Origin of the sequence: Neokomagataea anthophila, from assembly GCF_018122595.1 — a bacterium.
GTDB lineage: Bacteria > Pseudomonadota > Alphaproteobacteria > Acetobacterales > Acetobacteraceae > Gluconobacter > Gluconobacter anthophilus.
This window is the reverse complement of sequence record NZ_JAGRQH010000004.1, coordinates 41,201-67,507: the sequence shown is the minus strand read 5'-3', so window position 1 is coordinate 67,507 and position 26,307 is coordinate 41,201. Positions and strand designations below refer to the sequence as shown.

Sequence of the window (26,307 nt, the reverse complement as noted above, 5' to 3'; positions counted from 1 at the left end):
GTAAACTATGTTTAATTCGAAGTTGGTACAAAAAATCTCTGCTTCCTTTTTAGATGAGGCGGAGATTCCTCACCTTAGGCAGAAAGAAGAAAAAGAGCAACTTTCATGGGAGGAGATTAAACATCACTGTTTTGTCTATTTGAAAGAAAAAACGTGGACGCCCCCCATCAATAAAGCTCTTTCTATGAAAGTAATTGGTAAAAATGAGTGCTGGAAAAAGCTTATCACCAAACATGTCTTCTTCTGAAATGCGTAAGCGCCAACTTGTAGCAGAGCGTAAAAAAAGAGGGTGGGTGCTATTTTGTTTTGGCGTTTTACAGTTTACGCTCTTGTTTACGCTTACGTCGATACAGATGTATATCAATGGTGTTAGCCCATTTGTTTTTGTGCCGTTATGCGGTGTGGGGGCGCTGGTCACGTCACTCGGTGGCTCGATGTTCCTTTTATTTGTCTTTGGGGCCTATGCTGCACTGAGGCCTGTTGAGGCAGATAAGCTTAATCCAATTAATTACGCTGTGCCTCTTAAAGAGGATACGCGGATCGCCATCCTCATGCCTATTTACCATGAAGATCCGGCGCGGGTTTCTGGTGGATTAAAAGCCATGATGGAGGAACTATCCCCTCATGGTGAAGCAAAACATTTTGACTGGTTTGTGCTGTCTGATAGCCGTAATGAAGACGTTATTATTCAAGAAGAAATGGCTGTTTTTCTTCTACGGGAACAGTTTCCACACTTTAATATAACGTACAGACATAGAATATCAAATACTTTTGCAAAAGTGGGCAATACATCTGATTTTTATCGCCGCTGGGGCAGAAGCTATAAATATGTTATAATGCTTGATGCTGATAGTATTTTGCCGGGAGAATCCATGATTACTCTCGCCAGGTCTATGGAGGGTAGTGATAATACAGCACTTATACAATCTCGTTTTTATGAGGTTACCTCAGATACGACGTTTGGTATTGTAAGTAATTTCCGGTTTTTGATCGATAATTTCTTATACACGCATTATTATAATTACTTTAACCCTGGTCGTGGGTTTTACATGGGTCATAATGCGATCGTGCGCGCTTCCGCGTTTATGGAACATTGTAATTTTCCGGTTTCTCTCCCATCCAGTTTTTTCCCAGGCGGGAAAATGATTTCGCACGATTATTATGAAGGAGCGCTTTTGATTGGGGCGGGATATGAAACATGGATTTTACCGCAAATCATTTCTTTTGATCAGCAGCTTCATAATTTATCAAATTTTTATATACGAGAGCGACGTTGGCTCGTCGGTGCGCAGGACTGGTTTAGGTTTTTTATGTCCAAAAGTCTAAGTCACTTTGGAAAAATTAATATGTTCCAGCGTGCAATATTTTACTATGCGGCGACTATTGGGTTCATAACCTTTCTAACATCGTACTATGGGTTTAGTTATATTTTTCATAACCCTATGAAGACGCGTATGTTAATGGAGTATTATCATCTATATTTCACTACAGGTATGACGCAGTATTTCACCTATATAGCATTGGTTCTTTTACTTGCATCTACAGCACAGTTATCAATATATTATTTTGTTCTTAAGAGGAAGAATCTTATACCCAAAATGGGCGGAACAATAAAGTTCGTATTTTCGTATTTTTTATTTGCATTCCTTCAATCATGTATTATGTTGATTGCAATGTTTTTGATTAATATGTTCTTATGGCAGTGGATTAAAAGGAAAAAATTAACTTGGGAATCCCAAGATCGGGACGGTACAAAGCTTGGTTGGATGGAGTGTATTAAAAACTATTATCCTCTGTCGTTATTGGGGGGAGGTATTATTCTCTACTCAAGAGCTAATATATTTCCGTATATGCATATTCAACAGTTTAGAACTCTTGGTATTCAATTGGGTCCTGGGGGAATTGATGCATTTAAGTTTTCTCTTATTTTTCCGGCGCTTGTCTTCCTATTTTCTCCTGCTTTTGTACGTCTAACAAGCATAGAGATACCGTTCGTCAAAAAAATGAAATGGCTTAAGACGCCGTATGATGGGGAGGACTTACATCCTGTTGTAAAGAAGACGTATCAATATACAGAGGAAATGAGAGATTTAATTCCTTCGGAAATGTCTTTCAAAGATGCAATTTCAAGTCCGTGGTTCACTATGCGGCATATGGCTGGTGCTATGTCTCGACCTAAAAAAGCGAAATTCTGGCGTGAATCTTTGGAGCGAAAAGACATTAATGACCTTACAAGGCACGAAAAATTGACGGTTTTTCGGTGTCGTGAGCTGTGGGAAATGTTTTTTGTTAAGCAGTACCGAGCCTCTGTACATTATTGGGACGCAGATTCACGATAATGGCGTGCCCCCAAGCTATTACCACTGGTAAGTAGAGGTTTCTCTTTTATGGTGTGTGGTTGATAGGATAGCAATGGTCTTATGGGCATGCTCATAAGACCATTGCTGAACGACCTGAGCGGGAGTTCTACCACCCAGTTTTGAGTGTGGGCGTACGGTATTGTAATCCTCACGCAACAGCGCCAGAACATGCCGCGCATGGGGTAGAGAGGTGAAAAGCGTCTCGTTTAAGCATTCATCACGCAGTTTGCCGTTAAAGCTTTCAATAAAGCCATTCTGCTGTGGTTTGCCGGGCGCGATGTAATGCCACTCCACGCCCATCTCTTCGGCCCATTTCAAAATGGCATGGGAGGTGAATTCTGTCCCATTGTCACTCACAATGATGAGCGGCTTCCCGTGGCGTTCCACCAACATAGTCAACTACCGGGCAACCCGCCCTCCGGATAAAGACGTATCAACAATGAGCGCCAAGTTTTCTCGGCTCACATCATCAATGATTGTTAATATCCGGATACGCCGTCCGCAGATCAGCGCGTCAGAGACGAAATCCAAACTCCAGCGTTGCCCTGGTTCTTGAGGTAGAGTGAGTGGCGTACGCGTCCCCAAAGCCCTTTTGCGACCACCGCGATGACGAACCTTCAACCCTTCCTCCTGATATAAGCGGAAGAGTTTCTTATGGTTCACGACATGCCCTTCACGAGCCAGAAGATACTCTAAACGACGATAGCCAAAGCGGCGCCGTTCTGCTGCCAATTCCCGCAAGCGTTGTCGTGAAGTCGTATCCTCTGGGCGCACAGAAACATACCGAATGATGCGCCGAGCAACACCAACAACCCGGCAGGCATGGCGTTCACTCACACTGAAAACATCACGTATAAGATCAACAGCCTGCTGCTTCGCAGCAGGCGTTACCACTTTTTTCCAACGACTTCCTTCAAAGTCGCGTTGTCCAGAATCGTATCCGCCAGGAGACGTTTCAGACGGGTATTCTCGTCTTCCAACGCACGCAGCTTCTTCGCTTCTGAGACCTCAAGGCCTCCATAACGGGTTTTCCACTTGTAAAACGTAGCGTCACTCATACCGTGTTTGCGACAGAGGTCTAGCACTTTCAGCCCCGCCTCCTGCTCGTGCAGGATCTTGATAATCTGTTCTTCCGTAAAACGACTGCGCTTCATAGGTCCGGTTCCTTCTCAAAACGGACTCTACTTTAAAATGGATACTTTTCCGGGGGGCACGTCAGCCTCAATCACGTTGTTGAGATACTTGACCTGGCGGTGTTTCACCGTGTCGGGAAGCTAACCGTTCTTCTTGAGTTCGTTGATTGCTATGCTGTAGGTTGGGGCTTTATCTGTGTTGATTGTCTCAGGCTTCTCCCGGTCTCTCAGACCCTGCAAGGCTTTGCCCAGAAAGCGTTTGGCAGCCTTGGCGTTCCGGATCGGTGAGAGGAAGAAATCAATCGTATCACCGCCTTTGCCGACAGCCCGGTACAGATAGGTCCATTTTCCTTTGACCTTAATGTAGGTCCCATCAACTAGCCAGTTGCTGGAAACCCCCGGGCGTTTCCAGTACCAGCGTAAACGTTTTTCTATCTTGGGAGCATAGCGCTGGACCCAGCGGTAAATTGTTGAATGATCAACGCTCACGCCCCGTTCGTTCGGCCAGCATGGTTTCCAAATTCCGGTAGCTGATTCCATAGCGGCAATACCAACGCACAGCCCATAGGATCACTTCACCACGAAAATGACGCCCCTTGAAATCACTCATATCTAACTACCAGCAGCGGTTTCCAACAGGATGCTCAACTTTGCAACAGGGACCTATTTTTTGAGGATTCTGGCTAGTAGTGGTGTCCACGGAAGGATTCGAACCTTCGGCCCCAGGATTCATACCACTTCGGCTTTCGCCGCCAAGCACGTATTTAAGTGCTTGTTCGTGGTCTGGACTGTCTCTTCACCATGGCTAGGAGTGCCAAGGTGTTGCCCGTACAGTCTCTACACCTTCTTCTCTAGAAGAGAAGCTTGGCTCGGGATTGGCACGACCCTTGAAAGAAGGTCAGAGCGTTCCCCGAATTTGAGCAAATCCACCATGTAGTTTCCAAGCATGGCGCCCAATTTAATACTAGGAATCCTGTGCTCTATCCTACTGAGCTACGCAGACACGCCACTTTTTTCTAAGAGATATTAGAAAATTTGACAAGAGGTCATATTTTTTGAGAAAAACTCAATTGTTTCAATATATAAAATATTTTATAAGATGAATGGATTACATTTTGTCCATCTTTATTCAACGTTAAGTTCAGAGAAAAGGTTCCGAAAAGGAAAATTAGAAAAATGTTTTTTCTTCAAAGAGTTGCAAGGAAGATCTGTTACAATTTTGGTTGCGATTTCATGTCATTATGACGTTGAATGACAGGGCGTTAACATAATATGTACGCATGTATGAATCATTTTGATCGTATAGGCGTCTATCGTGGCTACTTACAGGGGGGCTGATCGTTTTATGAGTGAAGGTCGATCAGTTGAGAACGAAGCTTTGTCGCCAGGATTAGATTTGGGGCGTCGTATTCGGTTGCTGCGTGAAATGGCGGGGCTAAGCCAATTGCAGTTGGCGCAGAAGGTTGGCATTTCACGTTCTGCTGTAGCGTTTTGGGAAACTGGCCGAGCTGGTCATGTTGGAAAACATCTTGGTCAATTGGCAAAAGTGCTGGGTGTAGAGCCTGAAGTTTTGCTGACGGGTATGGCAGTGAAGGATATTCCAGCCGTACTGACACCGGATGAGGATACGTTGTTGAAGATGTATCGTCAGCTGGACCCGTTGATTAAATTGCAAACCCAGAAATGGATTGAGCGACGGGTGAAAGAAATTAAAAAATCTGATCTTCCCCCTATGTGAAGGGGGAAAGGCCGGGGGAACCCGGCCTTTTTTATGTCTGGCTGGTGTAAGGCCAGAGAACGGCCTGTGCGACAATGACGTCTTTGCCGTTGAATGTGCAGGAGGGAGAGCCGTGCAGACGGTATCCAGAGGCGAGAGCCTCTGAAATGCGGCGGCAAAAATTGGCGTCATCTTTGCCTGTGATCAGTCGATAGATTGGTTTGTCATCTGGCGGCAGAGTAGCCATGGTGAAGTTCCTTTATTTCCGGCGTGAGCGTTTCGCAGGTTTTTGCCCGAGGGAAAGGGTTTTGCGCCCTTTTTTCGCGGAGGGGTAATGCTTTGGGCTGTCCTCCGTGCGGGATGGTGCTCGTGAGAAGCCACGGTTACGCTGCTGCTTTTGACTCTCACGCATACGGCTTTGTGTACGCAGAACTTGTTCAATCCAGTCATTGAGAATGGCTGTATTGATTTCTGCATTTTCACGCGCGGGGTAAGCTTCGGGGAAACGTAAAGCCAGCCAGCGCCATGCGACGAGGCGTTTATGCCGTTTCTCGGCGCGCTCGAGTTCTTCACGGCTGGCTTGTTCTGGGTGCGGTAGGCGACCTGTGCCAGGAGGAGGAACGGGACGACCGGCAGCGTGGTCTGCGGCCCAGCCGGTAAGGCGTTGAATGCCGTTATCGCGCTCATCAATCGGGCACATCGCATAGGTCCAGCGTGAGGACAGGTCTAGTCCTTCCACGCCTTCGAGGGATGCAGCAATTTCCAGTGATTGCTCCATATCTGCGAGGCGGTAATTGGGGTCATCTGGGCGAAGCACGGCGCGTTTAATGCGTGTGAGAACGCCATACAGGCTGTCGGACTCAATTTCCTCGGCAACGACGCGGACAATGTCTGAATCTGGTTGGACTAGGGGGCGTAGTTCTGTGACAGGTTCCGGCGGTGCGGCGAGCATTTGCCGGACAAAATTGGGGCTTCCGGCTCCTGCGAGGACGCAGACAAAGCCTTCTTCATGTTTGCCGTATCGACCGGCGCGTCCGCCAATTTGCTTCACCTCTTGTGAGGTCAGGTCGCGGGTTTGGCGGCCATCAAACTTACGTAAAGCGCTGAAAATGACGCGGCGTATGGAGAGGTTAAGGCCCATCCCAATAGCGTCAGTCGCAATGATAATATCTGCTTTGCCTTCGTTGAAGCGGGCGGCTTCCGCGCGGCGGACTTCTGGGCTTAATGCGCCATAGACTACGGCGACGCGGCGGCCTTGGGCCATGAGTTCAGCACGCAGGTCCAGCACTTCACGACGTGAGAACGCAATGAGTGCATCGCCCGTGGTAAGCTCAGACAGGGCAAGTGGTGCGCCGGTTTTGAGCGGGCTTTTACGCTCGAGATGGATTTCATCCACGGGGTCATCGCATAATTCTGCGATGCGCTTAACCAAGGGAATGCAGTCTGGTGCGCCGAGGATGAAGACGTGTCGTGCGGGTACGCCCATAATGGCGGCGGTCCATGCAGCACCACGATCTGGGTCTGCTAGCATTTGGGCTTCATCAATGACAGCAACATCGACGGGCTTATGGAAGGGGCACATTTCAACCGTGGCCGCGAGATGACGCGCGCCGGGAACTTCGATGCGTTCTTCACCCGTGGCGAGGGATGCTGGTACGCCACGATTGAGCAAGGTTTCGCGGAACTCATGGGCTAGCAAGCGTAGGGGGGCCAGAGCGAGGCCGCTTTCAGCCGCAGCAAGGGCGTTGAGCGCCGTATAGGACTTGCCGGAGTTTGTCGGGCCGGTGACGAGCGTGATGCGGCGCTTGAGGGCACGTGCCGTGCGGAAATGCCCGGCGAAACGGTCCAGCGCGGCAACGCGGGCAATGGCGGCGTTGCCTGCTTTATTACCAAGATCCAGTACTTCGGGGCGGCCTGTGGATTTGCCGCGCCATTCAGGCAGTTTACCGCGCAGTTTCTTCAGTTCGATAGGGTCGAAGAAGAAGAGTTCAATGCCATCATTGCGGGTTTCACGGCGGGCAATCGGCAGACGGTTTTCTGCCACCCAGCGCAAAGCTTCGCGGCGTGAGCAATGCAATATGGCGGGGAGTTCGTCAAAGCCGACGAGGCTTTCTTCCCATGCCCGTAGGCGAGACATTTCGAGGGCGCGGCGCTCTTCCGCACGTGCCTCAATATCGGCTTGTTCACGGGCACGGCGTTCTTCCGCGAGACGCAAATCGTCTTCAAAGCCGAGGTCAACACTGCCGAAAGCATGGGCGATGGAGCGGGAGAGGGTGTCAAACTGCCGTGCGGAGAGAATGAGGCCCGTATCGGTTAGGTCTGCACGGACGTCTTCCAAAACCTGCCGGGGGGTATCGCCCATTTCCTGCCAGCGGACCATGAGCGTGTCGTTCAGGGCTTGGCGGAGTGTATCGGCATCAGCGCGTGGGTCTGTGACGCCAGCGACGGCATCTTGAGTGTCCGCTTTGGTGACCCAGACTTCACCGGCACGGCGGGCCGTATTCATCAACTGGGAGGCCCAGTTCTTGCGACGCACGACGCAGAGCGCTTCTAATAGGGCGTCTGCGGAGAGGTTATTCTCGGCATCGAGGCGGCGGGAGGCCTGCCTTAAAAGGTTGGGGCGTTCTTTGGGAGTGATCGCCAGCGAGTCGCCAAAAAGGGCTTCAGCCGCGGCGAGAGCGCGTTCAGCAGGAGAAAGCGGGGCGTCGGGCATGATATCATCGGTCATGTGTTGATTTGTGCGTCATTCCCGGCCTTCGTTCAATCTCAAACCCATCACTTCGTGTTTTCACGATTGTAAAACGTATTCCCGATGGCGGGCGGGGTTTTCTCATAATGATTCTTTAGGCTACAACACTCGCCCCTATCAGGCTGACCTGTTGAAGGTTGAGCCTGTCTTTTGCGCTATAATTTCTGAAGAGGGAGTTTCCTCATGTCCCAGCCGTTGCCTTCCGCACCGACGCCTGAAATTGATGAGGCCCTGACGGGTCTGGTGCCGTATGAAGGGCATCCACGGCAGTATCGCCTTGCGGACCCAACGAAGGAATACGGGCACCTGTACCCTGCGAAGGTTCTGACTGTTCATCACTGGACGGATCGTTTGTTCAGCTTCACGACGACGCGTGATCCGGGGCTGCGCTTTGAGAATGGCCAGTTCGCGATGATCGGGATCGAAGTGGAAGGCAAGCCGCTGTTGCGTGCGTATTCCATCGCGTCTGCAAATTACGAAGATAATTTGGAGTTCCTCTCCATTGCTGTGGAAGATGGCCCTCTGACGTCTCGTCTGCGCCATGTGAAGGTCGGGGATACGGTACTGATCGGCCGTAAGCCAGTGGGTACGCTGTTGCTGGATAACCTTAAGCCGGGTCGTAACCTGTACTTCTTGTCCACGGGTACGGGTCTTGCGCCGTTCATGGCGCTGATTAAAGACCCAGAAGCGTATGAGCGTTATGAGAATGTGATTCTGAGCCATACGGTCCGTATTTCGGGTGAGCTGGCTTATGAAAACCATATCCGCCATGAACTGCCGAAGCATGAGTTCTTGGGAGAAATGCTGGACGGGAAGCTGCGTTATTACCCCGCAGTGACGCGTGAAGAATATGCCGTGACGGATCGGATCACGACGCTGATCAAGAACGGTCAGATTTTCCGTGATCTCAACATTGATGAACTAGACCCAGAGCACGATCGTGTGATGATTTGTGGTTCTCCAGAGATGTTGGCTGATACGGAGAAACTTCTTGAAGAGCGCGGTTTTGAAGAAGGCAATATGAATCGTCAGGGTTCTTACGTTGTCGAAAAAGCCTTTGCAGAGCGCTAAGGCCTAAAACAAAGTGGTGTGATGGTCGGTCTCATGGTGTTTTGAGGCCGACAAAAAGAGAGGCCGGAACATGCAGGAATACGATCTTTTCGTCATTGGTGGTGGATCGGGCGGTGTGCGCTGTGCGCGGATCGCGGCTCAGAATGGTGCGCGGGTTGGTATTGTTGAGCGTCGCCATTGGGGTGGAACCTGTGTGAACCTTGGCTGTGTGCCCAAGAAATTAATGGTGTACGCGGCTGAGTATGGTCACGCGATTGAGGATGCCCGCCATTACGGGTGGAATGCTCAGGAGCATGGGCATGACTGGGCCTCTTTCATCGCAGCGAAAGATAAAGAAATTGGCCGATTGAACGGGATTTATGTCTCGTTGCTCGAGAAAGCAGGTGTTGATCTTTATACGGGGGATGCACGCTTTTTAGATGCGGAAACGCTGGAAATCGGGCCATCGCCGTTGGACCCAACGGCAGAAACGCGGGTGGTGCGTGCTAAGAATATCGTGATTGCGACGGGCTCTACCCCGACGCGCCCAGATATTCCCGGCGCAGAACACGGCATTGTGTCCGATGAAGCGTTTCATTTGGCGGAGCGCCCGCAGCGTGTGGCGATTATTGGCAGTGGGTATATTGGCGTTGAATTTGCAGGGATTTTTGCAGGTTTAGGCTCCAAGGTTGATCTGATTTACCGTCAAGATCAGCCGCTGCGTGGTTTTGATGAAGAATTGCGCACGCATTTGACGGAGCAGTTCCCTCATTTCGGTATTACGGCGCATGCGGGCACCACGCCGGAGCGTATTGAAAAGACGGCTACGGGTTATGTGGTGCATGTAAGCGGTGGGAAGACGATCGAGACAGATTGTGTTTTCTTCGCGACGGGCAGGCATCCACGCATTGAGACGCTTAACCTTGAGCAAGCAGGTGTGTTTGTACGGGATGGATGTATTCCTGCGCGGATTGTAAACTCTGCGACGAACGTGCCTGGTATTTATGCCATTGGTGATGTCACAGCCGCCCATAATTTGACGCCGACGGCAATTGCAGAAGGCCATTTATTGGCGGAGCGTTTGTTCGGGCAAGAAGGGCGTGAGTGGTCCTTTGCGACAACGCCTAAAGCCGTGTTCTTCTCTCAGCCTTTAGCGTCTGTTGGACTGACAGAAGAAGAAGCATCACAACATCATAAGGTTGATATTTACACATCACGTTTCCGGCCGATGCGCCAGACATTGTCTGGGCGTGAAGAGCGCGCATTCATGAAGTTGGTGGTGGATGCTGAAAGTCAGGTTGTGCTGGGGGCGCATATGGCAGGGCCTGAAGCTGCTGAGATTATTCAGGGCTTGGCGATCGTGGTTACGGCTGGTTTGACCAAGCGTGATGTTGATCGGACGATTGGCTTGCACCCAACAAGCGCGGAGGAATTCGTGACGATGCGTGCGCCGACCCGACAAGTGGGTACGTCTGCGCGGTAAGTTTGCCAGCGTTAAAATCATTGCAGCATGATGAGGCATGGCCGCTCCCTATGAAGGAGCGGCCATAGTTTTATGGTGCAGAAATGGAAACAAAGCGTTTCTATTGTTGTTCTTTTATTGGATGCGGGCCTGTGCGTAACGTGTTGAGAGCAAGGCGGTGCATCGTGCCGCAGTGAGGAAGCGCCATGTTTCCGATAAAATGAAAGGCATGTTGTCATGAACAAGACTTTTGGTCTCGTCGCATCTGTTGCGTTGGTTTTGTCCGCTCCGGCTGTGAAAGCTCAGGCCGTTACCGATGCGGGGAAGGTGCAGGCTGGTCATTATGCTGTGGAACCGGGGCATACACAGGTTGGTTTTTCGGTGCTGCATTTTGGCTTTACGCGGTATCAGGGTACGTTCTCTGGCGTGTCAGGTACGCTGGATTTGAACGATAAGACGCCATCTGCATCTACGTTGTCTGTGACGATTCCTGTCGCGTCTGTGCAGACGACCAGTGCAAAGCTGACGGATGAGTTGAAAAGCCCGCAATGGTTTGATGCGACACAATATGCGAACGCTACGTTCGTCTCTAAGCAAGTACGCCGCGTTGGGCATAACGATGCTGTGGTGACAGGGGACTTAACCCTGCATGGCGTGACTAAGCCAGAAACGCTGAAGGTTCATTTCGTTGGCGCTGGCGTGAACCCGCTGGATAAGAAATATACGGTTGGTTTTGACGTAACCGGCACCATTAAGCGCAGTGATTTTGGTGTAAAAATGTATGTGCCGTATGTCAGCGATGACGTGCAGCTACACATTGCCGGTGCTTTTGAAAAGCAAGACTGAGTTACTTTTATTGTAGACTCCGCCAGCTTGTTGTGCTGGCGGAGGGGGGCTTGTGCTTACCAGCCATTGCCCTTGGGGGCGACCCAGCCATTGCCGCTGGCGTCCCCAAGTTGTCCAGACTGGACATTGCTACCGCTCTGATAAGCGGATCCGAATTTTGATAGATTAGCGCCTGTTACGCTGTCACGCTGTACGCCAGCTTCATGGTCCGGGTCTGGGCCGTGCTGGAAGTCTGTGGATGGGGTGTCTTGATAACCCGGAGGTGGTGTGCGGTGCCCACGTGCGTGGAAGTGCTCACCACCATGCATTTTGTGATCGTCCGTCGGGTCTGCCGGTGCTTTTGGGGTTTGCGTTGGCGCGCCTGTGTAGGGGGCGTTGAAGCTTGTGCTCTGTGCCATTACCTGACCGGTTGCTAAGCCGGAGAAAAGTGCAACGGTAGCAGCGTACCGGAAAAGGCGAGTCATGATGGTTTTTCCTCACACCATAGGGTCTGAGATGCATAATCGGGGTGAGTGCCGTTGGGTTCAAGCGGCGATTACGTGATAAAAGGTATTTTTTGCCGTGGAGAGGGTTCAGGACGGCTTTTTTGCTGCTTTGTGAACACGGGAATGCTCGGGGAGGGGTGGCGCCTTTTGTCTTGTTGTTCTTTGGGGGCATGCTTCTTATATGTGGGGTAAGTAAATAAGGTCGGGTTCGGCCTCTTGAATGAGGGCGTGAGTATGCCGTTCTCTGGGGGCTTGATCACGTTTGGCGTACTGCGGAATTAAGCTGTTATGGTCTGCATATCGTCCTTTAACGGGTGATCTGCGTTATAATCTTACCTTTCATGCTATCGTTACGAAAACTTTTCGTTCATAAACGCGGCCTGTTTCATTCATTAACTCCTATTGGGAGGGCTTTTCATGCACCCCTCGACACCGACCTCAACGCCTGACACTAAGACGTTATGGTCACCTACAAGCTGGCGTTCAAAACCGATCGTCCAAGCACCGTCCTATGAGGATGGGGCTGCGCTTGCTGCTGTTGAGGAACGCCTGCACCGATATCCACCTTTGGTCTTTGCTGGTGAAGCACGCCGCTTGAAGAAGCGTTTGGCGGCAGCATCGCGCGGTGAAGCCTTTGTGTTGCAGGGCGGTGCATGTGCTGAAAGCTTTGATGAGTTCACGGCAGATATCGTGCGCGATACGTTCCGCGTGTTGTTACAAATGGCTGTGGTTCTGACCTACGCAGCTAAGGTTCCGGTTGTAAAAATCGGGCGTATGGCTGGGCAATATGCAAAGCCTCGCTCTTCGGCGACGGAAACGAAAGATGGTGTCACACTCCCATGTTATCGTGGGGACATCATCAATGGTCCAGCATTCACGCCAGAGGCGCGCTATGCTGACCCGACCCGGATGGAAACAGGCTATTTTCAATCTGCCGGTGTCATGAATCTGCTGCGTGCATTTGCGCATGGCGGCTATGCGAATTTGCATGAAGTGCACCGTTGGAATCTGGGTTTTGTGGAGCGTTCACCGCTTTCTGCGCGTTACCGGGATATTGCGCAGCGTATAGACGAGACTCTGTCTTTCTTGCGTGCATGTGGCATTGACGGTGCATCAGCGCAGATTGATGAGACGGAGTTCTTTACGTCTCATGAAGCACTGCTCTTGCCGTATGAGCAAGCGTTGACGCGCGTTGATAGCCTGAGCGGTGATTATTATGATTGCTCAGCGCATTTCCTGTGGATTGGCGATCGGACGCGCCAGCCAGATGGTGCGCATGTTGAGTTCTTACGTGGCGTTCAAAACCCGATTGGTATTAAGGTTGGGCCGACAACGACGGTGAGTGACCTTGAGCGTCTGCTTGATATTCTGAACCCGAATGATGAGCCGGGGCGTATCTCGCTGATTTCACGTATGGGTAAAGACAAGGTGCGTGATCTGCTGCCGCCTTTGCTGGAAGCTGTGGACCGTACAGGTCGTACGGTGACGTGGTTGTGTGACCCAATGCATGGCAACACGACGACGACGAGCAATAAGATTAAGACACGCGCTTTTGAAAATATTCTGGGCGAAGTTTTGGGCTTTTTTGATGTATTCGCACAAGCAGGGCGCCGTCCCGGTGGTATCCATTTGGAAATGACCGGTCAGGATGTCACGGAATGTATTGGTGGCGCTCAGTGTTTGACGGAAGCAGATTTGGGGGATCGTTATGAAACCTTCTGTGATCCACGCCTGAATGCTGAACAATCGCTCGAAATGGCATTCTTGCTGGCGCATGAACTGACAGCGCGTCAGGGCTAAAACGCAGCCCCCTCTTTGGCCATGCAAAAGAGGGGTGCGCATAATGATTTTAGGGCATGGATTGTTGGGAAAGGCAGTCCTGCTCTAACCGCGATCAGGAGGCGGACGTTCATGACTGCAACCAAAACGCCAAGCACAGCGGCGGCAACATTGGCGCAAGCTTATGGGGTGACGGGGCCGTTGGATAAGGGCACGATCCTTAGTCGAGCGGATGCATATTTTGGACGGACGCGCCAGATCGTGGAGCATTTTGGTGATTGTGATGTCACCTATGCGGTGTTTATTCGTCGTCCAGTCATTGCGGCCTGTGGGCTGGCTGTAACGTGGCTGAAAAATGTAGCGCAGGAGCAGGGTTTTGCGCTGGATTGCCGTGAAGTTTATGCTGAAGGTGAGTGGGTTGGGGCTGGTGAACCGCTTTTGTATCTCACAGGGTCTTTCACGCATCTTGCTCCGTTAGAAACGTTGCTTTTGCAGAAATTGGGTGCGGCCTGTGTGGCAGCGCATAATGCCTATCAGATGTGTCTGGCGTTGCCAGAGGTTCCATTTTTGGCGATGGAAGCGCGTCATTGTTCTGGCTATGAAATGCAAGAACAGATGGGTTATGCGGCAGGTGTTGGGTCGCGGGCGGCGCAACGTGAAGGGGCTCGTGGTTTTATTGGTAATGCCAATGATGCCACAGCCGGCTTCTTCGATAAGGCGCATGGTCTCGGAACAATGCCGCATGCGTTGATTGGCTATGCGGGCTCCACCCTGCGTGCAGCGGAGATGTATGCTGAAGTCTTCCCGAATGATCCGCTGACGGTGTTGGTGGATTATTTTGGGCAAGAAATTACCGATAGTTTGGAAGTGTGTCGTCGTTTCCCAGAGCATGCTGCGCAAGGACGTTTAAGCGTGCGGTTGGATACGCATGGTGGGCGTTTCCTTGAGGGGTTAGACCCGCAAAGTTCATATGCGGTTTTGGAGCGTTATACGCCGGGGACGATCCGTCGTTACCGCTCTGACCGTGAATTGCGTGATTTGGTTGGAACGGGTGTGTCTGCTGCGGCAATTTGGCGTATGCGTGAAGCCTTGAATGAGGCGGGATTCCCGAATGTAAAGATTGTCGTGTCATCCGGTTTTAACGTTGATAAATGCACGGCTATGCATGAAGCGCATGCTCCTATTGACGTTGTGGGCACGGGTTCCTTTATTCCCAATCATTGGTCAGAAACATACGCGACGGCAGATATTGTGGCCTATAATGGTGATCTGCGCGTGAAAATCGGCCGTGAATTCCTTTTGGGGAAGGTGCAGGCTGGTAAGGAGAATACATGAGCGAAGAAGAGACGAAGTCAGCCGCGACGGGATGGAATGTTCGCGTTATTGATCATTCGGGGGCCTCAGAAGGGGACACGGTTGAAGAAGTAAAAGATTTTATGGATCTGGCCCATGCTAATGCGTATGCGCGCGCATATGTGCGGGACAGTATTGAGCGTTGTCGTGTGCCAGGGGCGACCAGTAAAGAAGTGCTTGAGAGCTGGTTCGCTTTTGGTGAAAACGCTGAAGTGGTAGACGCGGGCGAAGATGCTTGGAAGTCATCGACTGAGCTTGAGGATTTTGCGGCAAATCCAGCGTCGCAGTTAGAGCGTGATTGGCGTTCTATCGATCCACGGCGCCTTGTTGATGATGAAGAGATTGCCGGGCCGTCTGAGGCAGAAGATGATGCTGATGAAGACGAAGATGATGACTGGGACGATGAGGACGAGGCACCTATTACACATCATTAAATGTGTAGTGAGTGATGATGGCACAACGTTGAAAGAGGCATCATGGCGTCTTCTTTAATCTTGGCGAGTGGTTCTTCTGCGCGGCGTGCATTACTGGAAGCGAGCGGGGTGGCGCATCGTTGCCATCCTGTAGCGTTGGATGAAGAGCGTGTGCGTCTGGCTTGCCAAGCGCGTGGTGAGACGTTGCGTGAAACGGCGTTGGTGTTGGCGGAAGAGAAGGCGCGTTTAGCATGCGCACAACTTCCGGCAGGTACGTTGGTGATCGGTGCTGATCAGATATTGGATCTGGACGGGGAGGCTTTTGCGAAGCCGACCTCTCTTTCAGAGGTACGTACGCAATTAGAGCGATTGCGTGGAAAAACACATATTTTGCAAACAGCCGTTGTGCTGATGCGAGATGGGCGGCGTGTGTGGCATGAGGTTGCCGCGCCTCGTTTGACCATGCGTGCGTTTTCCGATGCTTTTCTTGATGCGTATATTGCGCAGGAAGGGGACGCGCTGTTCTCATGTGTTGGGGCGTATCGGCTGGAAGGGCTGGGTGTGCAGCTCTTTGCGGTACTGGATGGTGCGCATGATGCCGTGTTGGGTTTGCCGCGCTTAGGGTTGATGGAGGCTTTGCGGCAAGAAGGGGTTTTGCTGCCCTAAAAGAAGAAAGAATGCGTGAGTGCATTTTTCTTCATTTTAGGGGGTTGTCATCTTTCGGACATAACAGTATATCCGTCTTCACCGCAGCGCTGTTACCAGTGCGTTGCAGTAAGGGGCCATAGCTCAGCTGGGAGAGCGCCTGGATGGCATTCAGGAGGTCGTCGGTTCGATCCCGTCTGGCTCCACCATACTATAATCGAGTGTGGTATTTTAAATATCGCTTCAAAAGCGATTTTTCCTAAAAAAGAAACATAATGTTGATGTGCCTAGAGCATATCATACGTTCTTATCTTGCGGCCTGCTGATTGGGCTTCCGTGTAGAAATAATGATATTTTTTGCGGCGCCGCGTCATAGCACGCCGTATTCATTAGCCACTTCAGGCAAAATATTCCTGCACTATTGTTGTTTTTGGTTTTGACGAACAGTTGTGGTGTGTGCGGCTGCCTTGAGTACAGACGGGCTGTATGGGCTTTTAATGAATTAAGCGCAGGTTGATACCATAAACACTGGGCATGCCAGAAAGCGCTATATTATCGCCGGACAGAAAGAAATTGCGCGTTACATCATAGTGTTTGTTCAGAATATTGTTGCCGAAGGCCGTAATGCTCCAAAAACCATTATGTGGTCCAAATGAAGCATTGGCTCCCCATATTGTATAGCCAGAAACGTCGTAAAGACGGCCAAAGAGGGAGTGGTAGGTAGAGCGTAGGCTGTAATTTACCGAAAGGCTGGCGTCGTAATCTCCGAGGGACCAGCGATAGAGGGCAGAGCCATTTAAAGTGATTTTCGGGGCGGGAAGGGCTGTGCCGCGTTTATTGGCGTAAACGGGTGAAAATACGCCATTGATGCGTTGTGTTGTATAAACGGATTGGAAGCGGTCAAACTGGCCAACAGCCCAGCCGCCGGACTGGGTGAGGAGGAGGCCGTGTAGAGGGCTCCAATCAGCTTCAAATTCACCGCCCGCCAGATGTGAGCGTGGTGCATTCACGAGCGCGCCGATGAGGCCTGTTTGTGGGTCTACCGTAGCGGAGAGGACCTGTTGGTCACGGTAGTCGTAATAGAAGGCTGAGAGATTAAGGCGTAGATGCGCGGTGGGGATGTCTAACTTATTACCGATCTCGTAGGCGAGTAGCTTCTCGGGTTGGTATGGGTTCGATGAAGCGCGGGCGTTGATGGTATTATATGTCGTGAAGCCGCCAGAGTTAATGCCGCGTGAAACCGATGCATATGCCATGTCATGGGATGAGATGAAATATTGTACTTCTGCTTTCCATGACGGCAGCGTGTAGTTCAGGGAGCGTTTGGCAACGCTATTATCCGGGTTAAGGATTGTTTGGGCGGCATTGTACGAAAACGCCCGATAGTTAGAGAGGTCACGGCTTTCATGCTCAAGGCGTATGCCGCCAGTGAGGTGAAGGTGCGGAGTAATTTTATAGGTGCCTTGCCCAAAGCCGCTGATAGTATTGACGGATTGGCTGTACATAACGCTACGATTTACCCCCGTAGCAGCCATAAAACCTGAAAAATATTGATCGGCGAGGTATTCGTTTCCGTAATACAAGCCCGTGATCCAGTTGAAGCGATGATCGCCATTTGAAATTAGGCGTAGCTCATTTTGTAAGACGTTCGCGCGACTATTGAATGCGACATCGGCAACAGGTTGAGAAGAGGCATCAAAATTGTCGTATTCGCGGCGGTTAGATACGTCATAGCTGAGTAAATTCGTCAGCGTAGCAAAAGAGAATTCTTGATCTGCGCGGATGCTACCGCCGCCAGTTTTAATGTGGTGATAGGGCTTTTGATCGGGGGTAATGCCAATGAGTTTTGCAAAGGACGGGGAGGTTCCCCAATGTGTGATGAAGCGGTTTGTATCGGCGGGCTGGATGGATGCGCCAGGATGATAGGTGGCAATGGTGGTTAATGGTGTGAAAAGGTGCATGCCAGCACTGTCGGAGTGATCAAGGCTGCCGTGAAGGTTAGTATGTAGTGTGAGGTGCGGTGTGAGTGAAATGGTGGTGAGCAGACGTAAAGAGGTGCGGTTGACGTTTCCGAGATGCGCTCCCGCATCGTTATATTGCCATGCTCCACCTTGTTGGCTCTCGCCGGAGAGGCGCATGGAAATGCCTTTGGCAATACTACCAGAAAGGTAGCCGTCGTATTTCTGAGCGCTGAATGACCCCACTTGAATATTAGTGCCAGCTTTGAACGTTTCGGTGGGTTGATTGATAATGTAATTAATGGCACCGCCCGTTGTGTTGCGGCCGTATAATGTGCCTTGAGGCCCGCGGAGAACTTCGACGCGGTCGATATCAAACATTTGTCCATTACTGGCCCACGTTACGGGAGTAGCAACGCCGTCGGTGTATAGCCCTACGGGGGAGACATTCGATGAGCCGTAATCTTGGTGCCCAACACCACGAATTTCAAAATCTGGTTGTCCACTGCCGAATTGAGGGGTCACCTGCAAGGATGGGGTAAGATATTGCAGGTCAAAAACGTTATTGACGTTTCGTGCGGTGAGTTCGTGCGCGGAAATTGTACTGAGGGAAGAGCCGATTTTTTGAGGATTTTGCTTACGGTGTTCGGACGTGACGGTAATGTGTTCGAGTGCGGTGTCTTCAGGCGCTGTCGTTGGCTGTGTCGCTGCGAGAAGGGCGCTATGGCTGCCAAGAAGTGTTGTCCCGATGAGGCTCAGGGTGCGTACAGAAACAAAGCGGGCCAACCGGCACCCTCCTTAAAATATTAAGTGCTTTTGAAAGCATGAAAATGGAGCGGCATATATCGTCAATAAAGCGTAGGTGAAAGCAGAAGATCCTTTTATGGGATAGGAAAATACATGACAAAATATTGCGATGGGGTTGGCCTTCTCCCGCTTTGTGCGGGAGAAGGGAAAAGGTTTTAGAATTCGGCGCGTACTGAGCCGAAGAATTGCCGTGGTGCCCCAATCAGGATGGATTGGTTGTTAAAGGCTGCGCCGTCTTGGTTGTTCATGGTGAAGCCGTTTTGGCCCATGGTTGAGACATAGGTTGTATTGGCAAGGTTATAAATATTGAAGGATAGGACCAGACGGTTCACGTGAGGGGCAGTGCTCCCGCCGAGTGCTATGTCATGGAGAGTGTAAGAAACACCCAGGTCGCTCATCCAGTAAGGTGCGATCTTGTAATCCCCAACATAGTCGAAGCTTCGGGCACTGTAATATTGTGCGTCAATAAAGGTTTCGATGTTCTTCCAGTTATAGGCAAGGCGTGTTTTGTACATAAAGCTTGGATAGCCTACGACTTGCTGCCCTTTGGTATGGTACAGTGTACCGCTGCTACGAATGTTTTGGTCATAAACAGCATGATTATAGCTGAGGCTATTAAAGAAGGAGAGGCCACGTAGCGGGGTGATGGTAAGGCCTGCATCAACGCCGTTCATGGTCACACCACCGACATTTTGGACCGTGGCGGTTGTGTTGGTGAGTAGGGAGCCGCCGGTTGGGTTGGCGAGGATCTGTTGTAAGCGGTTACGGAAGTTGGTGTGATAGCCGTAAACATTTGCTTGTGCCCAAGAGCCATTATAGCGGTATCCACCAGCGAAGGTCCAATCCGTTTCGGGGCGGAGTGTTCCGCGGATACTGTTATAAGCTGTTTGCGATACAGCCAGTGGTGCGTTGCTCGAATTATAACCCGATTGTGGGTAGGCGTGGATGTTTTCTGAGACATCCACGAAGAGTTCGTGGTGTGGCAGAAAATTCCAGTCGGCTGAGAGATGCGGCAAGAAAGCGCTGGCGGTTGTGAGGCTTTCACCGCTGGTTTGCGTGGGGAAGCGTAGCGCCCAGTTGGAAGCATCGCCTACGCGGGTGGTGTTAAGAAGGGATTTAAAGCCCGCATGGAGCGTGAGTGATGGGCGGATATGGTAAGTATCCTGCACATAGGCTGTGAAGGTATTGGTGTTATATTGTTGGTGCCACAGGGTACGGTAAGGAATGCCCGCGTAGCTGCCGAATGGGTTGATGGGGGCGCCTTCGCCTAAAACGGGCTCTTGATATGCGAGGGCGCGTGTATCGTAGCGATTATTTTCATACCAGAGGCCCGCAGAAAGGGCATGATGGTCTAGAGCGTATTCGAGGGAGGTGGTTCCACCGAAGCGCTCAACGTAAGGGCGACGAACCTGCTCAAAAATACGACCACCATTGAGTTGTAGTGTATCGGCGGATGCAGGGCAGCGTATGGCTGAGGGGTCTTTGCAGGCATAAGGGCTGGCATAGGTGCCATGGCCTGTTTCTTCATGACCGTAAAAAGTGGTTTTCCAGCGCAGGCGGTCCGTCAGGGCTAAGTCTGCGGTGATGCCACCAAAGAGATCAGCTGAAGAGGCTGTACTTTCGTAATAAGAAATATCTTTTGGGTCAGCGATGTTGTTGTAGCCTGCCGGGAAAATGCCACGGGAGGCGTTGTAGGCATTGGCCCATGCATTGGGTAGGCCATAAAAATTGTCCAGATTGGGGCCGTTATTTTGGAGCCAATTGGGGGTGTAGTCTTGGTAATTGACCATGTTCAGCGCATCCCAGTTGAAATAGGCGCTGATTTCACTGCTGGAACGTACAGGTTGCACAATGCGCGCATTGACCTGCTGCATGAATTGGTCCCCACCGCCTTTCCATTTCCCGGTTTGATTTCGCATGTAGGAGACGAAAAACCGTGTGCCTGTGGGGTTGAGGCGGCCGGAATCAAAGCGGAAGAAGGAATGGTAAAGTGCGTTGCTACCAAAGGTTTGGGCGATGGTGCCGCCTGTGTGATCATGTGGGCGGGATACGACGTAATTGATAGAGCCACCGAGGTTGTTGGTGCTGGCAGCTGATTCTGCGCCGGCCCCTTGGGTAACATCGATGCGTTCTACGTTCTCCGATGAAACGGCTTGGAGTGGGTTTAAGCCGTTATAATTACGGAATGTCGGCTCACCCAAAGGGATGCCGTCAAGCGTCATGCCGATTTCATTTTGCACAAATCCATGAACGAAAAGCTGAACGGAATATGTGTCGATACCCTGCGGGTCATCGGACTGGAATTGTACGCCCGGCATTTGTGCGAGTGTTTTGAGTGGATTCGTTCCCGCTACCTGTTGTTCTAAAAGGTGGTGGGAAAGTGTGACTTGGTTCCCGTGAGCGCGGTGATGTGTGCTCACGGAGATGCTCTCATCTTGTTCAGAGCGTATGGCGGTGGGCTGGTGGTGTGTGGCGGCAGTTTTATGGGATTTGTGGTCAGTAAGGGGAGCGGGCGCGGCGAGGGCGCTTCCGGTGAGGGCGAGGCTGGAGGCTGTAAATAAAAAGGTACGACGATAAGGCGGCATGGCTTGTGACCTTTAGTGAAGTGAAAACAACCAATGAAGAAAGTTATAACGCTTTTATATCAGGATATGTATGATTAAAAGACTAAAACAACGCTCTTAAATCGGAATATGGTGCGTTCATGGCTTATTCTCTCCGTCATCAAGATCTTCAGGTTGTCGAAGCTGCCTCTGTGCAGGCTTCTGCTCTTTCTACGCCTGAAGGGTGGCAGGTAGAGCGTTTGTCTCCGGGGTTGGGGGCTGTCATTCATGGCGTGGATCTTTCTGCCCCTCTGACAGATGTGTCGTTAACGGCGCTTCGTCAGTTACTGCTGAAGCATGAGGTTCTGTTTTTCCGGCGTCAGACCATGTCGCCTCAGCAGCATCGTGCTTTGGGGGCAGCGTTTGGAACGCTGCATATCCACCCAGTGTTCCCATCAGTACCGTCTATTCCGGAGGTCATGGTGTTGGATACGCAACAGCAAGATCTAAAGGATAATGCGTTGTGGCATACGGATGTAACGTTTTCTGAAACGCCCCCCTTGGGAGCAATTTTGGCAGCGCGTCATTTGCCGTCTTGCGGTGGGGATACGTTATGGGCCAGTGGGATTGCCGCATATGAGGCGCTTTCCCCGATGATGAAGGAGCATTTGGAGGGACTGACGGCGCTGCATGATTTTACGCGCTCTTTTCCCTTGGCTCGTTATGGTAAAACATCGGAAGCGGTCGCGCGGTGGAAGGCTGCGCGGGATCAGCACCCTCCGGTGGAGCATCCTGTTATTCGTGTGCATCCGGAAAGTGGGCGTCGGGCTATTTTCGTTAATGAAGGCTTTACGACGGAAATTTGCGGGTTAGAAGGCGATGAGAGCGCCGCTTTGCTGGGTTATTTGTTCCGTCATGTTACCAAGCCGGAGTTTCAGATCCGTTGGTCTTGGCGGGAAGGTGATGTTGCTTTTTGGGATAATCGTACGACGCAGCATTATGCGGTTGATGATTATCGGCCGCACCGCCGGATTATGCACCGCGTAACAATCGTGGGTGATCGGCCTTTTGGGCCGGGTGATCGTAGCGCGTAGGGCAAAATGTACGGTTTTTGGGTCGGGATTTATCTTCAACCTCTATGATGAGGTTGGAGATCGAGGCCTGTATTGGTCGAGGTTTTTCGCACATGCGGTTTGCGCAAGGTGCTCCATAAACCTTTGAAAGGGCCATGTGCCATAGGTCTCTGCCTTTGGGACTTCGGGGGAAAGTTCCTTTCCGCTGCTGAACTAAGACATAAAAGGCATAAGGTTTTCTGGGTGTGATGATTGCTTTTGTAAAGCAGATTATAGAAATGTTAAAAAAATAGATGACATATCAACTATAGATGCGTTAAGGGCGTTTTGTCGCCGTTTTTCGGCGTTCATGACAGAGCAGGTGATATGACGCAGTATTTACGATCCTTGCGGGGAAGAAGGGGGCAGCTTGTACGTGGTGCTCCGGCTTTGGCGTTGGTTTTGGGGGGCTGTACCCGTGCGCCTTTGCAAGATGTTCTGGGGTCTTTCTTCCCGTCATGGATGCTGTGTTTAACGGCGGGTAGTGCATGTGCTGCTTTGCTACGTGTGCTGCTTGGCGTGTGCCGGTTGGATCAGGCTGTTCCGGCGCCGATTGTGACGTATCTGGCCTTTACTGTAGCGGTGACATTCGCCGTGTGGCTGTTGTTTTTCGGGCATTGAGTGGGGTCATGATGAGTGTTGAGCCACGTCGTATCGGCGGTTTGAGCATACTCGTTTTATCGTTGGTTGCTTGTGCGGTTTTGGGGGTTGCTGTGCTGGATCGGCTGCACACAAAACCACGAACAGAAGACGCCTATATTACGGCGGACATCGTGCATCTTGCGCCAGAAGTAAGTGGCCGCATTGTGTCCTTGCCGGTGCGGGATAATCAGCATGTGCATCGAGGGCAGCTCCTGTTCATTATTGACCCGGAGCCCTATGAGTACCGGGTGCAGCAAGCGCAGGCACAGGTGGATGGTTTGCAAGCGCAGTTGGATGTGCAGACCAATCAGGTCAGTTCACAAATGTCTCAGGCTGGTGCTGCCGCGACAGGTGTAAGCGGTGCACGAGCACGTCTCGCGTTAGCGCAGGCTACGCAAGCGCGGTTAGAGCCGCTGGCGAGACAAGGCTTTGTCACGCGGGAAGCATTGGATCAGGCCCGTACAACGACACAAAATGCTGAAGTTGCGTTGCAGCAAGCGCTGCAATCTGCCTTGGGAGCCAAACAAGCTGTACGGAGTGTTGCACCGTTGCGGGCTGATTTGGCAGCAGCTCAGGCGGCTCTGCGTGAGGCTCAGCGTGATTTGCGCTTAACGAGTGTCCGTGCTCCGTGTGACGGGATTGTGACCGACCTAACGGTTGCTGCTGGTGAGTATGCGGGTGTTGGGCGGCCTGTTTTTACCGTGATTGACGATGAGCATTGGTGGGTTGTTGCGAATTTCCGCGAGACGCAACTCGCAGCCTTGCAGCCGGGACAAGCGGTACAGGTTTATGCGATGGCGCAGCCTAAGCAGGCGATCTCAGGGGTGGTGGAGAGTTTGAATGCTGGTGTTGTACCGGATGAAGGTATGAGTGCTGGCGGCTTGCCGAAGGTGCCGCGTTCTTTGAACTGGGTACGCATTGCGCAGCGTTTCCCGGTGCGTATCTTATTGCATAACCCGCCATCATCTTTGATGCGCATTGGTAGCACCGCTGTGGTCGTGGTGAGGCGATGAGCTGGACGGCCCTGAAACGCCCAAACGATCATCGCTTTGCGCCTCCTCTTATTGATGAGGGGGATCCACCGAATGGGTTGCGGGCGTTGTGGGGCGAGATGGCATCTGTCCCTGGGCGGTGGCGTAATACGCTTTTGCTAACGGCGCAGGTGATTGTGATGCTCATCATTGGGGAGGTGTTTCGCATCCCTCAATTGGCAGTCATGGTGTTTATTTGTTTTTTCCTGTCAGGGAACGACACTGCCTCGACCATTAAAAGCGCAGTGATGGGCGGGGGGGTTATTCTTCTTGGTACCGCGCTGACGATCATTTTTTTGATGTTTACCCTGTCTGAGCCGGGGTTGCGTTTGCCTTTTATGCTGCTGTTGACGCTTGGTGCAGGGTTCTTTGCTCAAGCGATGACCCTTGGGCCATTTGTGAATATTCTGTTGTTCTGGACCGTCTATATGATGCTGAACGCAGATACGCTTCAGACGGTCGGGTATGGAATTGGGGCCTTTGTCGGTAATACGACGGAGAGCATTCTTCCGGACGCTGATTTCTTACCGCCTGAAGAGTCCTTGTTGCATCTCATGTTGTGGACCGGTGGGATTTTTGTGATCGCGTTGGTTGCCATGGTAGCTGCCAATCGTATTGCGGGGCATGATCCGATTATTATGCTGCGTAAAGGGCTGGTGGACCGTTTGTGTGCGGTAGCCAGTCTGTTTGAGATGGATTGCCTGTCGGAAGCACCAGAGGCCCGAAAAGTGTACGCGTTGGCGGAACAAGGGACGGTTGGGTTACGCCGCTTCCATGATTTGGCTGCTCAATTGCATCCAGAATTGCCGAGGCATCGTGCAGGTCTTGCGATGATCCGTAGTATGACGCGCTTGGTGATGATCGCGGCTGCGTGGACACGCTTGGAAGGGGATGGAGGCTCTGGTCTGTTAAAGGCTTCGGGCCGGATGGCACAGCATTGTGCGGCTGTTTTGTTAAAGCGTCCCGGCGCGCAGGATGCGTTAGAGGCTGATACGACACACCTTGAAGCGTTAGCGGATAAAATGAAGGGCGATGCTGCGCGCTATCCGCTGGGCGTTGAGTTGGCGCGGACTTTGACGGTTATCCGTGCGTTATTGCTGAAGCCCGATGCACAGGCGCATGGTTTTGTTTATGATATTACGGCGCAGACACAAGGCTGGTTTAAGCCTGATGCGTTTCGTAATCCGGGTTATGTGCAGGCGGCGATCAAACTCGCGCTTTCCGTGGTCATTTGTTATGGGATTACACGTTTTACACAATGGCCGAGCATTAGCACATGCGTGGTGACGTGCTTCCTTGTGTCTCAGGGGACGGTTGGCGATACAGTCCATAAAATGACGTTGCGTTTGGTCGGTGCTTTAGTCGGCGCGGCGTTAGGGATCGGTACGATTTTGTGGGTGATGCCGTATCTGACGGATATAACGGACCTCATCTTAGTGGTATTGCCCGTGACGTTATTGGCCGGTTGGGTGAAGAGCGGCAGTGAGCGGATTGCTTATGCCGGGGTGCAAACCTCCATGGCATATTTTTTAACGGTTTTGCAGGGATATGGCCCAACGCTAGATATGGCGACAGCACGTGATCGTGTGGTGGGTATCTTCATCGGCAATGTCGTTGTGTATGTGATTTCCACATCATTATGGCCTGTGAGTGTAGCGTCTATCGCTCGTAAACATGTGGTCAGTGCGCTGCATGTTTTAGGGGACTTGGCTGTGTATCGCCGCCATGACCGTTATGCGTTGGTGGAGGTCGGGCAAGAGCGGCTGCGTGAGGCTTTTGGCCGGGCCATTGCGGCGGTACGGAGCTCCGTTATTAATGAGCCCTTGGAAGCTGCGCGGGTCAATACGCGGCGCCGACATCGAAAAGTTGATGCGCGGATTGTGACGGAAATCCAGATGCTCGCCATTCCTGTGGCGATTATTACGGACGCTCACCAAGAGCCGAATGAGGATGTTTGCGCGCATACGGAAGCTATGAAGAGTTGGCTGGAGCATTTTGGGCGCTGGGTTCTGAACGGGCAGGATGGTGAATCTTTGCTGGATGCTTTGCCCGCTCCACCTGAATTGCCGCATGATCCGGAGCGTGGGTTTTGGTTCGCTGTGTTGGATGAACGTATTCGGGCGATTTTGGATGAACTTTTGCCGGCCACTGCGCCGCAGGGTGAGCACCACCACACGGTGCTGTCAGTATAAGCGAGGGCAGGGCATGGTAAAGAAGAGTAC

At 51.5% G+C, this 26,307-nt stretch carries 19 protein-coding genes, 1 tRNA gene and 2 pseudogenes; 15 read left to right on the top strand and 7 right to left on the bottom strand.

Translation table 11 applies throughout. From position 1 onward, the window contains the following. Positions 1-7: 7 nt before the first annotated feature. Together KB213_RS07495 and KB213_RS07490 are read left to right on the top strand one after the other, a co-directional pair. A complete protein-coding gene (locus KB213_RS07495; protein WP_211681809.1) occupies positions 8-247 on the top strand; it encodes a hypothetical protein in 240 nt (79 codons plus the stop codon). Further along, positions 234-2,339 (top strand): glycosyltransferase family 2 protein, encoded by a 2,106-nt coding sequence (locus tag KB213_RS07490; RefSeq protein ID WP_211681807.1) that lies wholly within the window; start codon positions 234-236, stop codon positions 2,337-2,339. Before KB213_RS07495 ends, KB213_RS07490 begins: the two co-directional genes overlap by 14 nt. 18 nt (positions 2,340-2,357) lie before the next feature. On the opposite strand, the pseudogene KB213_RS07485 reads toward KB213_RS07490, so the two are convergent. Together KB213_RS07485 and KB213_RS07480 are read right to left on the bottom strand one after the other, a co-directional pair. Next, a pseudogene (locus KB213_RS07485) lies at positions 2,358-3,514 on the bottom strand (IS3 family transposase). A 60-nt stretch (positions 3,515-3,574) separates the two neighbouring features. Continuing rightward, positions 3,575-4,103, bottom strand: a pseudogene (locus tag KB213_RS07480) (IS6 family transposase); the annotation flags it as partial. A gap of 735 nt (positions 4,104-4,838) precedes the next feature. Between KB213_RS07480 and KB213_RS07475 the strand changes: the two are divergent. After that, complete coding sequence (locus tag KB213_RS07475) at positions 4,839-5,231, top strand: helix-turn-helix domain-containing protein (RefSeq protein ID WP_211681805.1); 393 nt, start codon at positions 4,839-4,841, stop codon at positions 5,229-5,231. A gap of 31 nt (positions 5,232-5,262) precedes the next feature. Here the strand turns inward: KB213_RS07475 and KB213_RS07470 are convergent, their stop codons facing one another. Both KB213_RS07470 and KB213_RS07465 read right to left on the bottom strand, forming a co-directional pair. After that, the gene (locus tag KB213_RS07470; RefSeq protein ID WP_211681803.1) at positions 5,263-5,457 is read right to left on the bottom strand and encodes a DUF1737 domain-containing protein; all 195 of its coding nucleotides are present in this window, start codon (positions 5,455-5,457) and stop codon (positions 5,263-5,265) included. A gap of 12 nt (positions 5,458-5,469) precedes the next feature. Next, positions 5,470-7,938 carry a helicase-related protein gene (locus KB213_RS07465; protein WP_249110353.1) on the bottom strand — a complete coding sequence of 823 codons (2,469 nt, stop codon included), beginning with the start codon at positions 7,936-7,938 and terminating at the stop codon, positions 5,470-5,472. 204 nt (positions 7,939-8,142) lie between these two features. On the opposite strand from KB213_RS07465, the gene KB213_RS07460 reads away from it, so the two are divergent. The 3 genes from KB213_RS07460 to KB213_RS07450 all read left to right on the top strand — a co-directional run bounded on the left by KB213_RS07460 (position 8,143) and on the right by KB213_RS07450 (position 11,317). Beyond that, positions 8,143-9,030 carry a ferredoxin--NADP reductase gene (locus KB213_RS07460; RefSeq protein WP_068171673.1) on the top strand — a complete coding sequence of 296 codons (888 nt, stop codon included), beginning with the start codon at positions 8,143-8,145 and terminating at the stop codon, positions 9,028-9,030. Between the two features lie 70 nt (positions 9,031-9,100). Continuing rightward, complete coding sequence (gene gorA, locus KB213_RS07455; RefSeq protein ID WP_211681801.1) at positions 9,101-10,492, top strand: glutathione-disulfide reductase; 1,392 nt, start codon at positions 9,101-9,103, stop codon at positions 10,490-10,492. Positions 10,493-10,708: 216 nt separating this feature from the next. Beyond that, complete coding sequence (locus KB213_RS07450) at positions 10,709-11,317, top strand: YceI family protein (protein ID WP_211681799.1); 609 nt, start codon at positions 10,709-10,711, stop codon at positions 11,315-11,317. A gap of 56 nt (positions 11,318-11,373) precedes the next feature. Here KB213_RS07450 and KB213_RS07445 read toward each other — a convergent pair whose 3' ends face one another. Beyond that, positions 11,374-11,781, bottom strand: a complete 408-nt coding sequence (locus KB213_RS07445) for a hypothetical protein (protein ID WP_211681797.1) — start codon at positions 11,779-11,781, stop codon at positions 11,374-11,376. 438 nt (positions 11,782-12,219) lie between these two features. Between KB213_RS07445 and KB213_RS07440 the strand changes: the two genes are divergently transcribed. From KB213_RS07440 to KB213_RS07420, 5 genes are all read left to right on the top strand, one after another. Then, positions 12,220-13,602, top strand: coding sequence for a class II 3-deoxy-7-phosphoheptulonate synthase (locus KB213_RS07440; RefSeq protein WP_211681795.1), 1,383 nt, complete (start codon positions 12,220-12,222; stop codon positions 13,600-13,602). Between the two features lie 111 nt (positions 13,603-13,713). Continuing rightward, positions 13,714-14,916, top strand: a complete 1,203-nt coding sequence (locus KB213_RS07435; RefSeq protein ID WP_211681793.1) for a nicotinate phosphoribosyltransferase — start codon at positions 13,714-13,716, stop codon at positions 14,914-14,916. Then, positions 14,913-15,368, top strand: a complete 456-nt coding sequence (locus KB213_RS07430; protein WP_211681791.1) for a hypothetical protein — start codon at positions 14,913-14,915, stop codon at positions 15,366-15,368. Before KB213_RS07435 ends, KB213_RS07430 begins: the two co-directional genes overlap by 4 nt. Positions 15,369-15,410: 42 nt before the next feature. Beyond that, complete coding sequence (locus KB213_RS07425) at positions 15,411-16,013, top strand: Maf family protein (RefSeq protein WP_211681789.1); 603 nt, start codon at positions 15,411-15,413, stop codon at positions 16,011-16,013. A gap of 112 nt (positions 16,014-16,125) precedes the next feature. Continuing rightward, positions 16,126-16,201, top strand: a tRNA-Ala gene (locus KB213_RS07420). A 285-nt stretch (positions 16,202-16,486) separates the two neighbouring features. On the opposite strand, the gene KB213_RS07415 is transcribed toward KB213_RS07420, so the two are convergent. Together KB213_RS07415 and KB213_RS07410 are read right to left on the bottom strand one after the other, a co-directional pair. Continuing rightward, complete coding sequence (locus KB213_RS07415) at positions 16,487-18,736, bottom strand: TonB-dependent receptor (protein WP_211681787.1); 2,250 nt, start codon at positions 18,734-18,736, stop codon at positions 16,487-16,489. A gap of 176 nt (positions 18,737-18,912) precedes the next feature. Beyond that, positions 18,913-21,342, bottom strand: coding sequence for a TonB-dependent receptor (locus tag KB213_RS07410; RefSeq protein WP_211681785.1), 2,430 nt, complete (start codon positions 21,340-21,342; stop codon positions 18,913-18,915). A 119-nt stretch (positions 21,343-21,461) separates the two neighbouring features. On the opposite strand from KB213_RS07410, the gene tauD reads away from it, so the two are divergent. From tauD to KB213_RS07390, 4 genes are all read left to right on the top strand, one after another. Beyond that, positions 21,462-22,394: a taurine dioxygenase gene (gene tauD, locus KB213_RS07405; protein ID WP_211681783.1), complete on the top strand. Its 933-nt coding sequence runs from the start codon at positions 21,462-21,464 to the stop codon at positions 22,392-22,394. 345 nt (positions 22,395-22,739) lie between these two features. Further along, positions 22,740-23,033 (top strand): YtcA family lipoprotein, encoded by a 294-nt coding sequence (locus tag KB213_RS07400; protein WP_211681781.1) that lies wholly within the window; start codon positions 22,740-22,742, stop codon positions 23,031-23,033. A gap of 8 nt (positions 23,034-23,041) precedes the next feature. Continuing rightward, positions 23,042-24,067, top strand: coding sequence for a multidrug transporter subunit MdtN (gene mdtN, locus KB213_RS07395; protein WP_211681779.1), 1,026 nt, complete (start codon positions 23,042-23,044; stop codon positions 24,065-24,067). Continuing rightward, a complete protein-coding gene (locus KB213_RS07390) occupies positions 24,064-26,277 on the top strand; it encodes an FUSC family protein (RefSeq protein ID WP_211681777.1) in 2,214 nt (737 codons plus the stop codon). The genes mdtN and KB213_RS07390 overlap by 4 nt, the downstream gene beginning before the upstream one ends. Positions 26,278-26,307 lie beyond the last annotated feature (30 nt).

Excerpts from the sequence above, each read along its gene's own strand:
- KB213_RS07495 (WP_211681809.1), top strand. The coding sequence starts at position 8 with ATGTTTAATTCGAAGTTGGTACAAAAAATCTCTGCTTCCTTTTTAGAT.
- KB213_RS07490 (WP_211681807.1), top strand. The coding sequence starts at position 234 with ATGTCTTCTTCTGAAATGCGTAAGCGCCAACTTGTAGCAGAGCGTAAA.
- KB213_RS07475 (WP_211681805.1), top strand. The coding sequence starts at position 4,839 with ATGAGTGAAGGTCGATCAGTTGAGAACGAAGCTTTGTCGCCAGGATTA.
- KB213_RS07470 (WP_211681803.1), bottom strand. The coding sequence starts at position 5,457 with ATGGCTACTCTGCCGCCAGATGACAAACCAATCTATCGACTGATCACA.
- KB213_RS07465 (WP_249110353.1), bottom strand. The coding sequence starts at position 7,938 with ATGACCGATGATATCATGCCCGACGCCCCGCTTTCTCCTGCTGAACGC.
- KB213_RS07460 (WP_068171673.1), top strand. The coding sequence starts at position 8,143 with ATGTCCCAGCCGTTGCCTTCCGCACCGACGCCTGAAATTGATGAGGCC.
- gorA (WP_211681801.1), top strand. The coding sequence starts at position 9,101 with ATGCAGGAATACGATCTTTTCGTCATTGGTGGTGGATCGGGCGGTGTG.
- KB213_RS07450 (WP_211681799.1), top strand. The coding sequence starts at position 10,709 with ATGAACAAGACTTTTGGTCTCGTCGCATCTGTTGCGTTGGTTTTGTCC.
- KB213_RS07445 (WP_211681797.1), bottom strand. The coding sequence starts at position 11,781 with ATGACTCGCCTTTTCCGGTACGCTGCTACCGTTGCACTTTTCTCCGGC.
- KB213_RS07440 (WP_211681795.1), top strand. The coding sequence starts at position 12,220 with ATGCACCCCTCGACACCGACCTCAACGCCTGACACTAAGACGTTATGG.
- KB213_RS07435 (WP_211681793.1), top strand. The coding sequence starts at position 13,714 with ATGACTGCAACCAAAACGCCAAGCACAGCGGCGGCAACATTGGCGCAA.
- KB213_RS07430 (WP_211681791.1), top strand. The coding sequence starts at position 14,913 with ATGAGCGAAGAAGAGACGAAGTCAGCCGCGACGGGATGGAATGTTCGC.
- KB213_RS07425 (WP_211681789.1), top strand. The coding sequence starts at position 15,411 with ATGGCGTCTTCTTTAATCTTGGCGAGTGGTTCTTCTGCGCGGCGTGCA.
- KB213_RS07410 (WP_211681785.1), bottom strand. The coding sequence starts at position 21,342 with ATGCCGCCTTATCGTCGTACCTTTTTATTTACAGCCTCCAGCCTCGCC.
- tauD (WP_211681783.1), top strand. The coding sequence starts at position 21,462 with ATGGCTTATTCTCTCCGTCATCAAGATCTTCAGGTTGTCGAAGCTGCC.
- KB213_RS07400 (WP_211681781.1), top strand. The coding sequence starts at position 22,740 with ATGACGCAGTATTTACGATCCTTGCGGGGAAGAAGGGGGCAGCTTGTA.
- mdtN (WP_211681779.1), top strand. The coding sequence starts at position 23,042 with ATGATGAGTGTTGAGCCACGTCGTATCGGCGGTTTGAGCATACTCGTT.
- KB213_RS07390 (WP_211681777.1), top strand. The coding sequence starts at position 24,064 with ATGAGCTGGACGGCCCTGAAACGCCCAAACGATCATCGCTTTGCGCCT.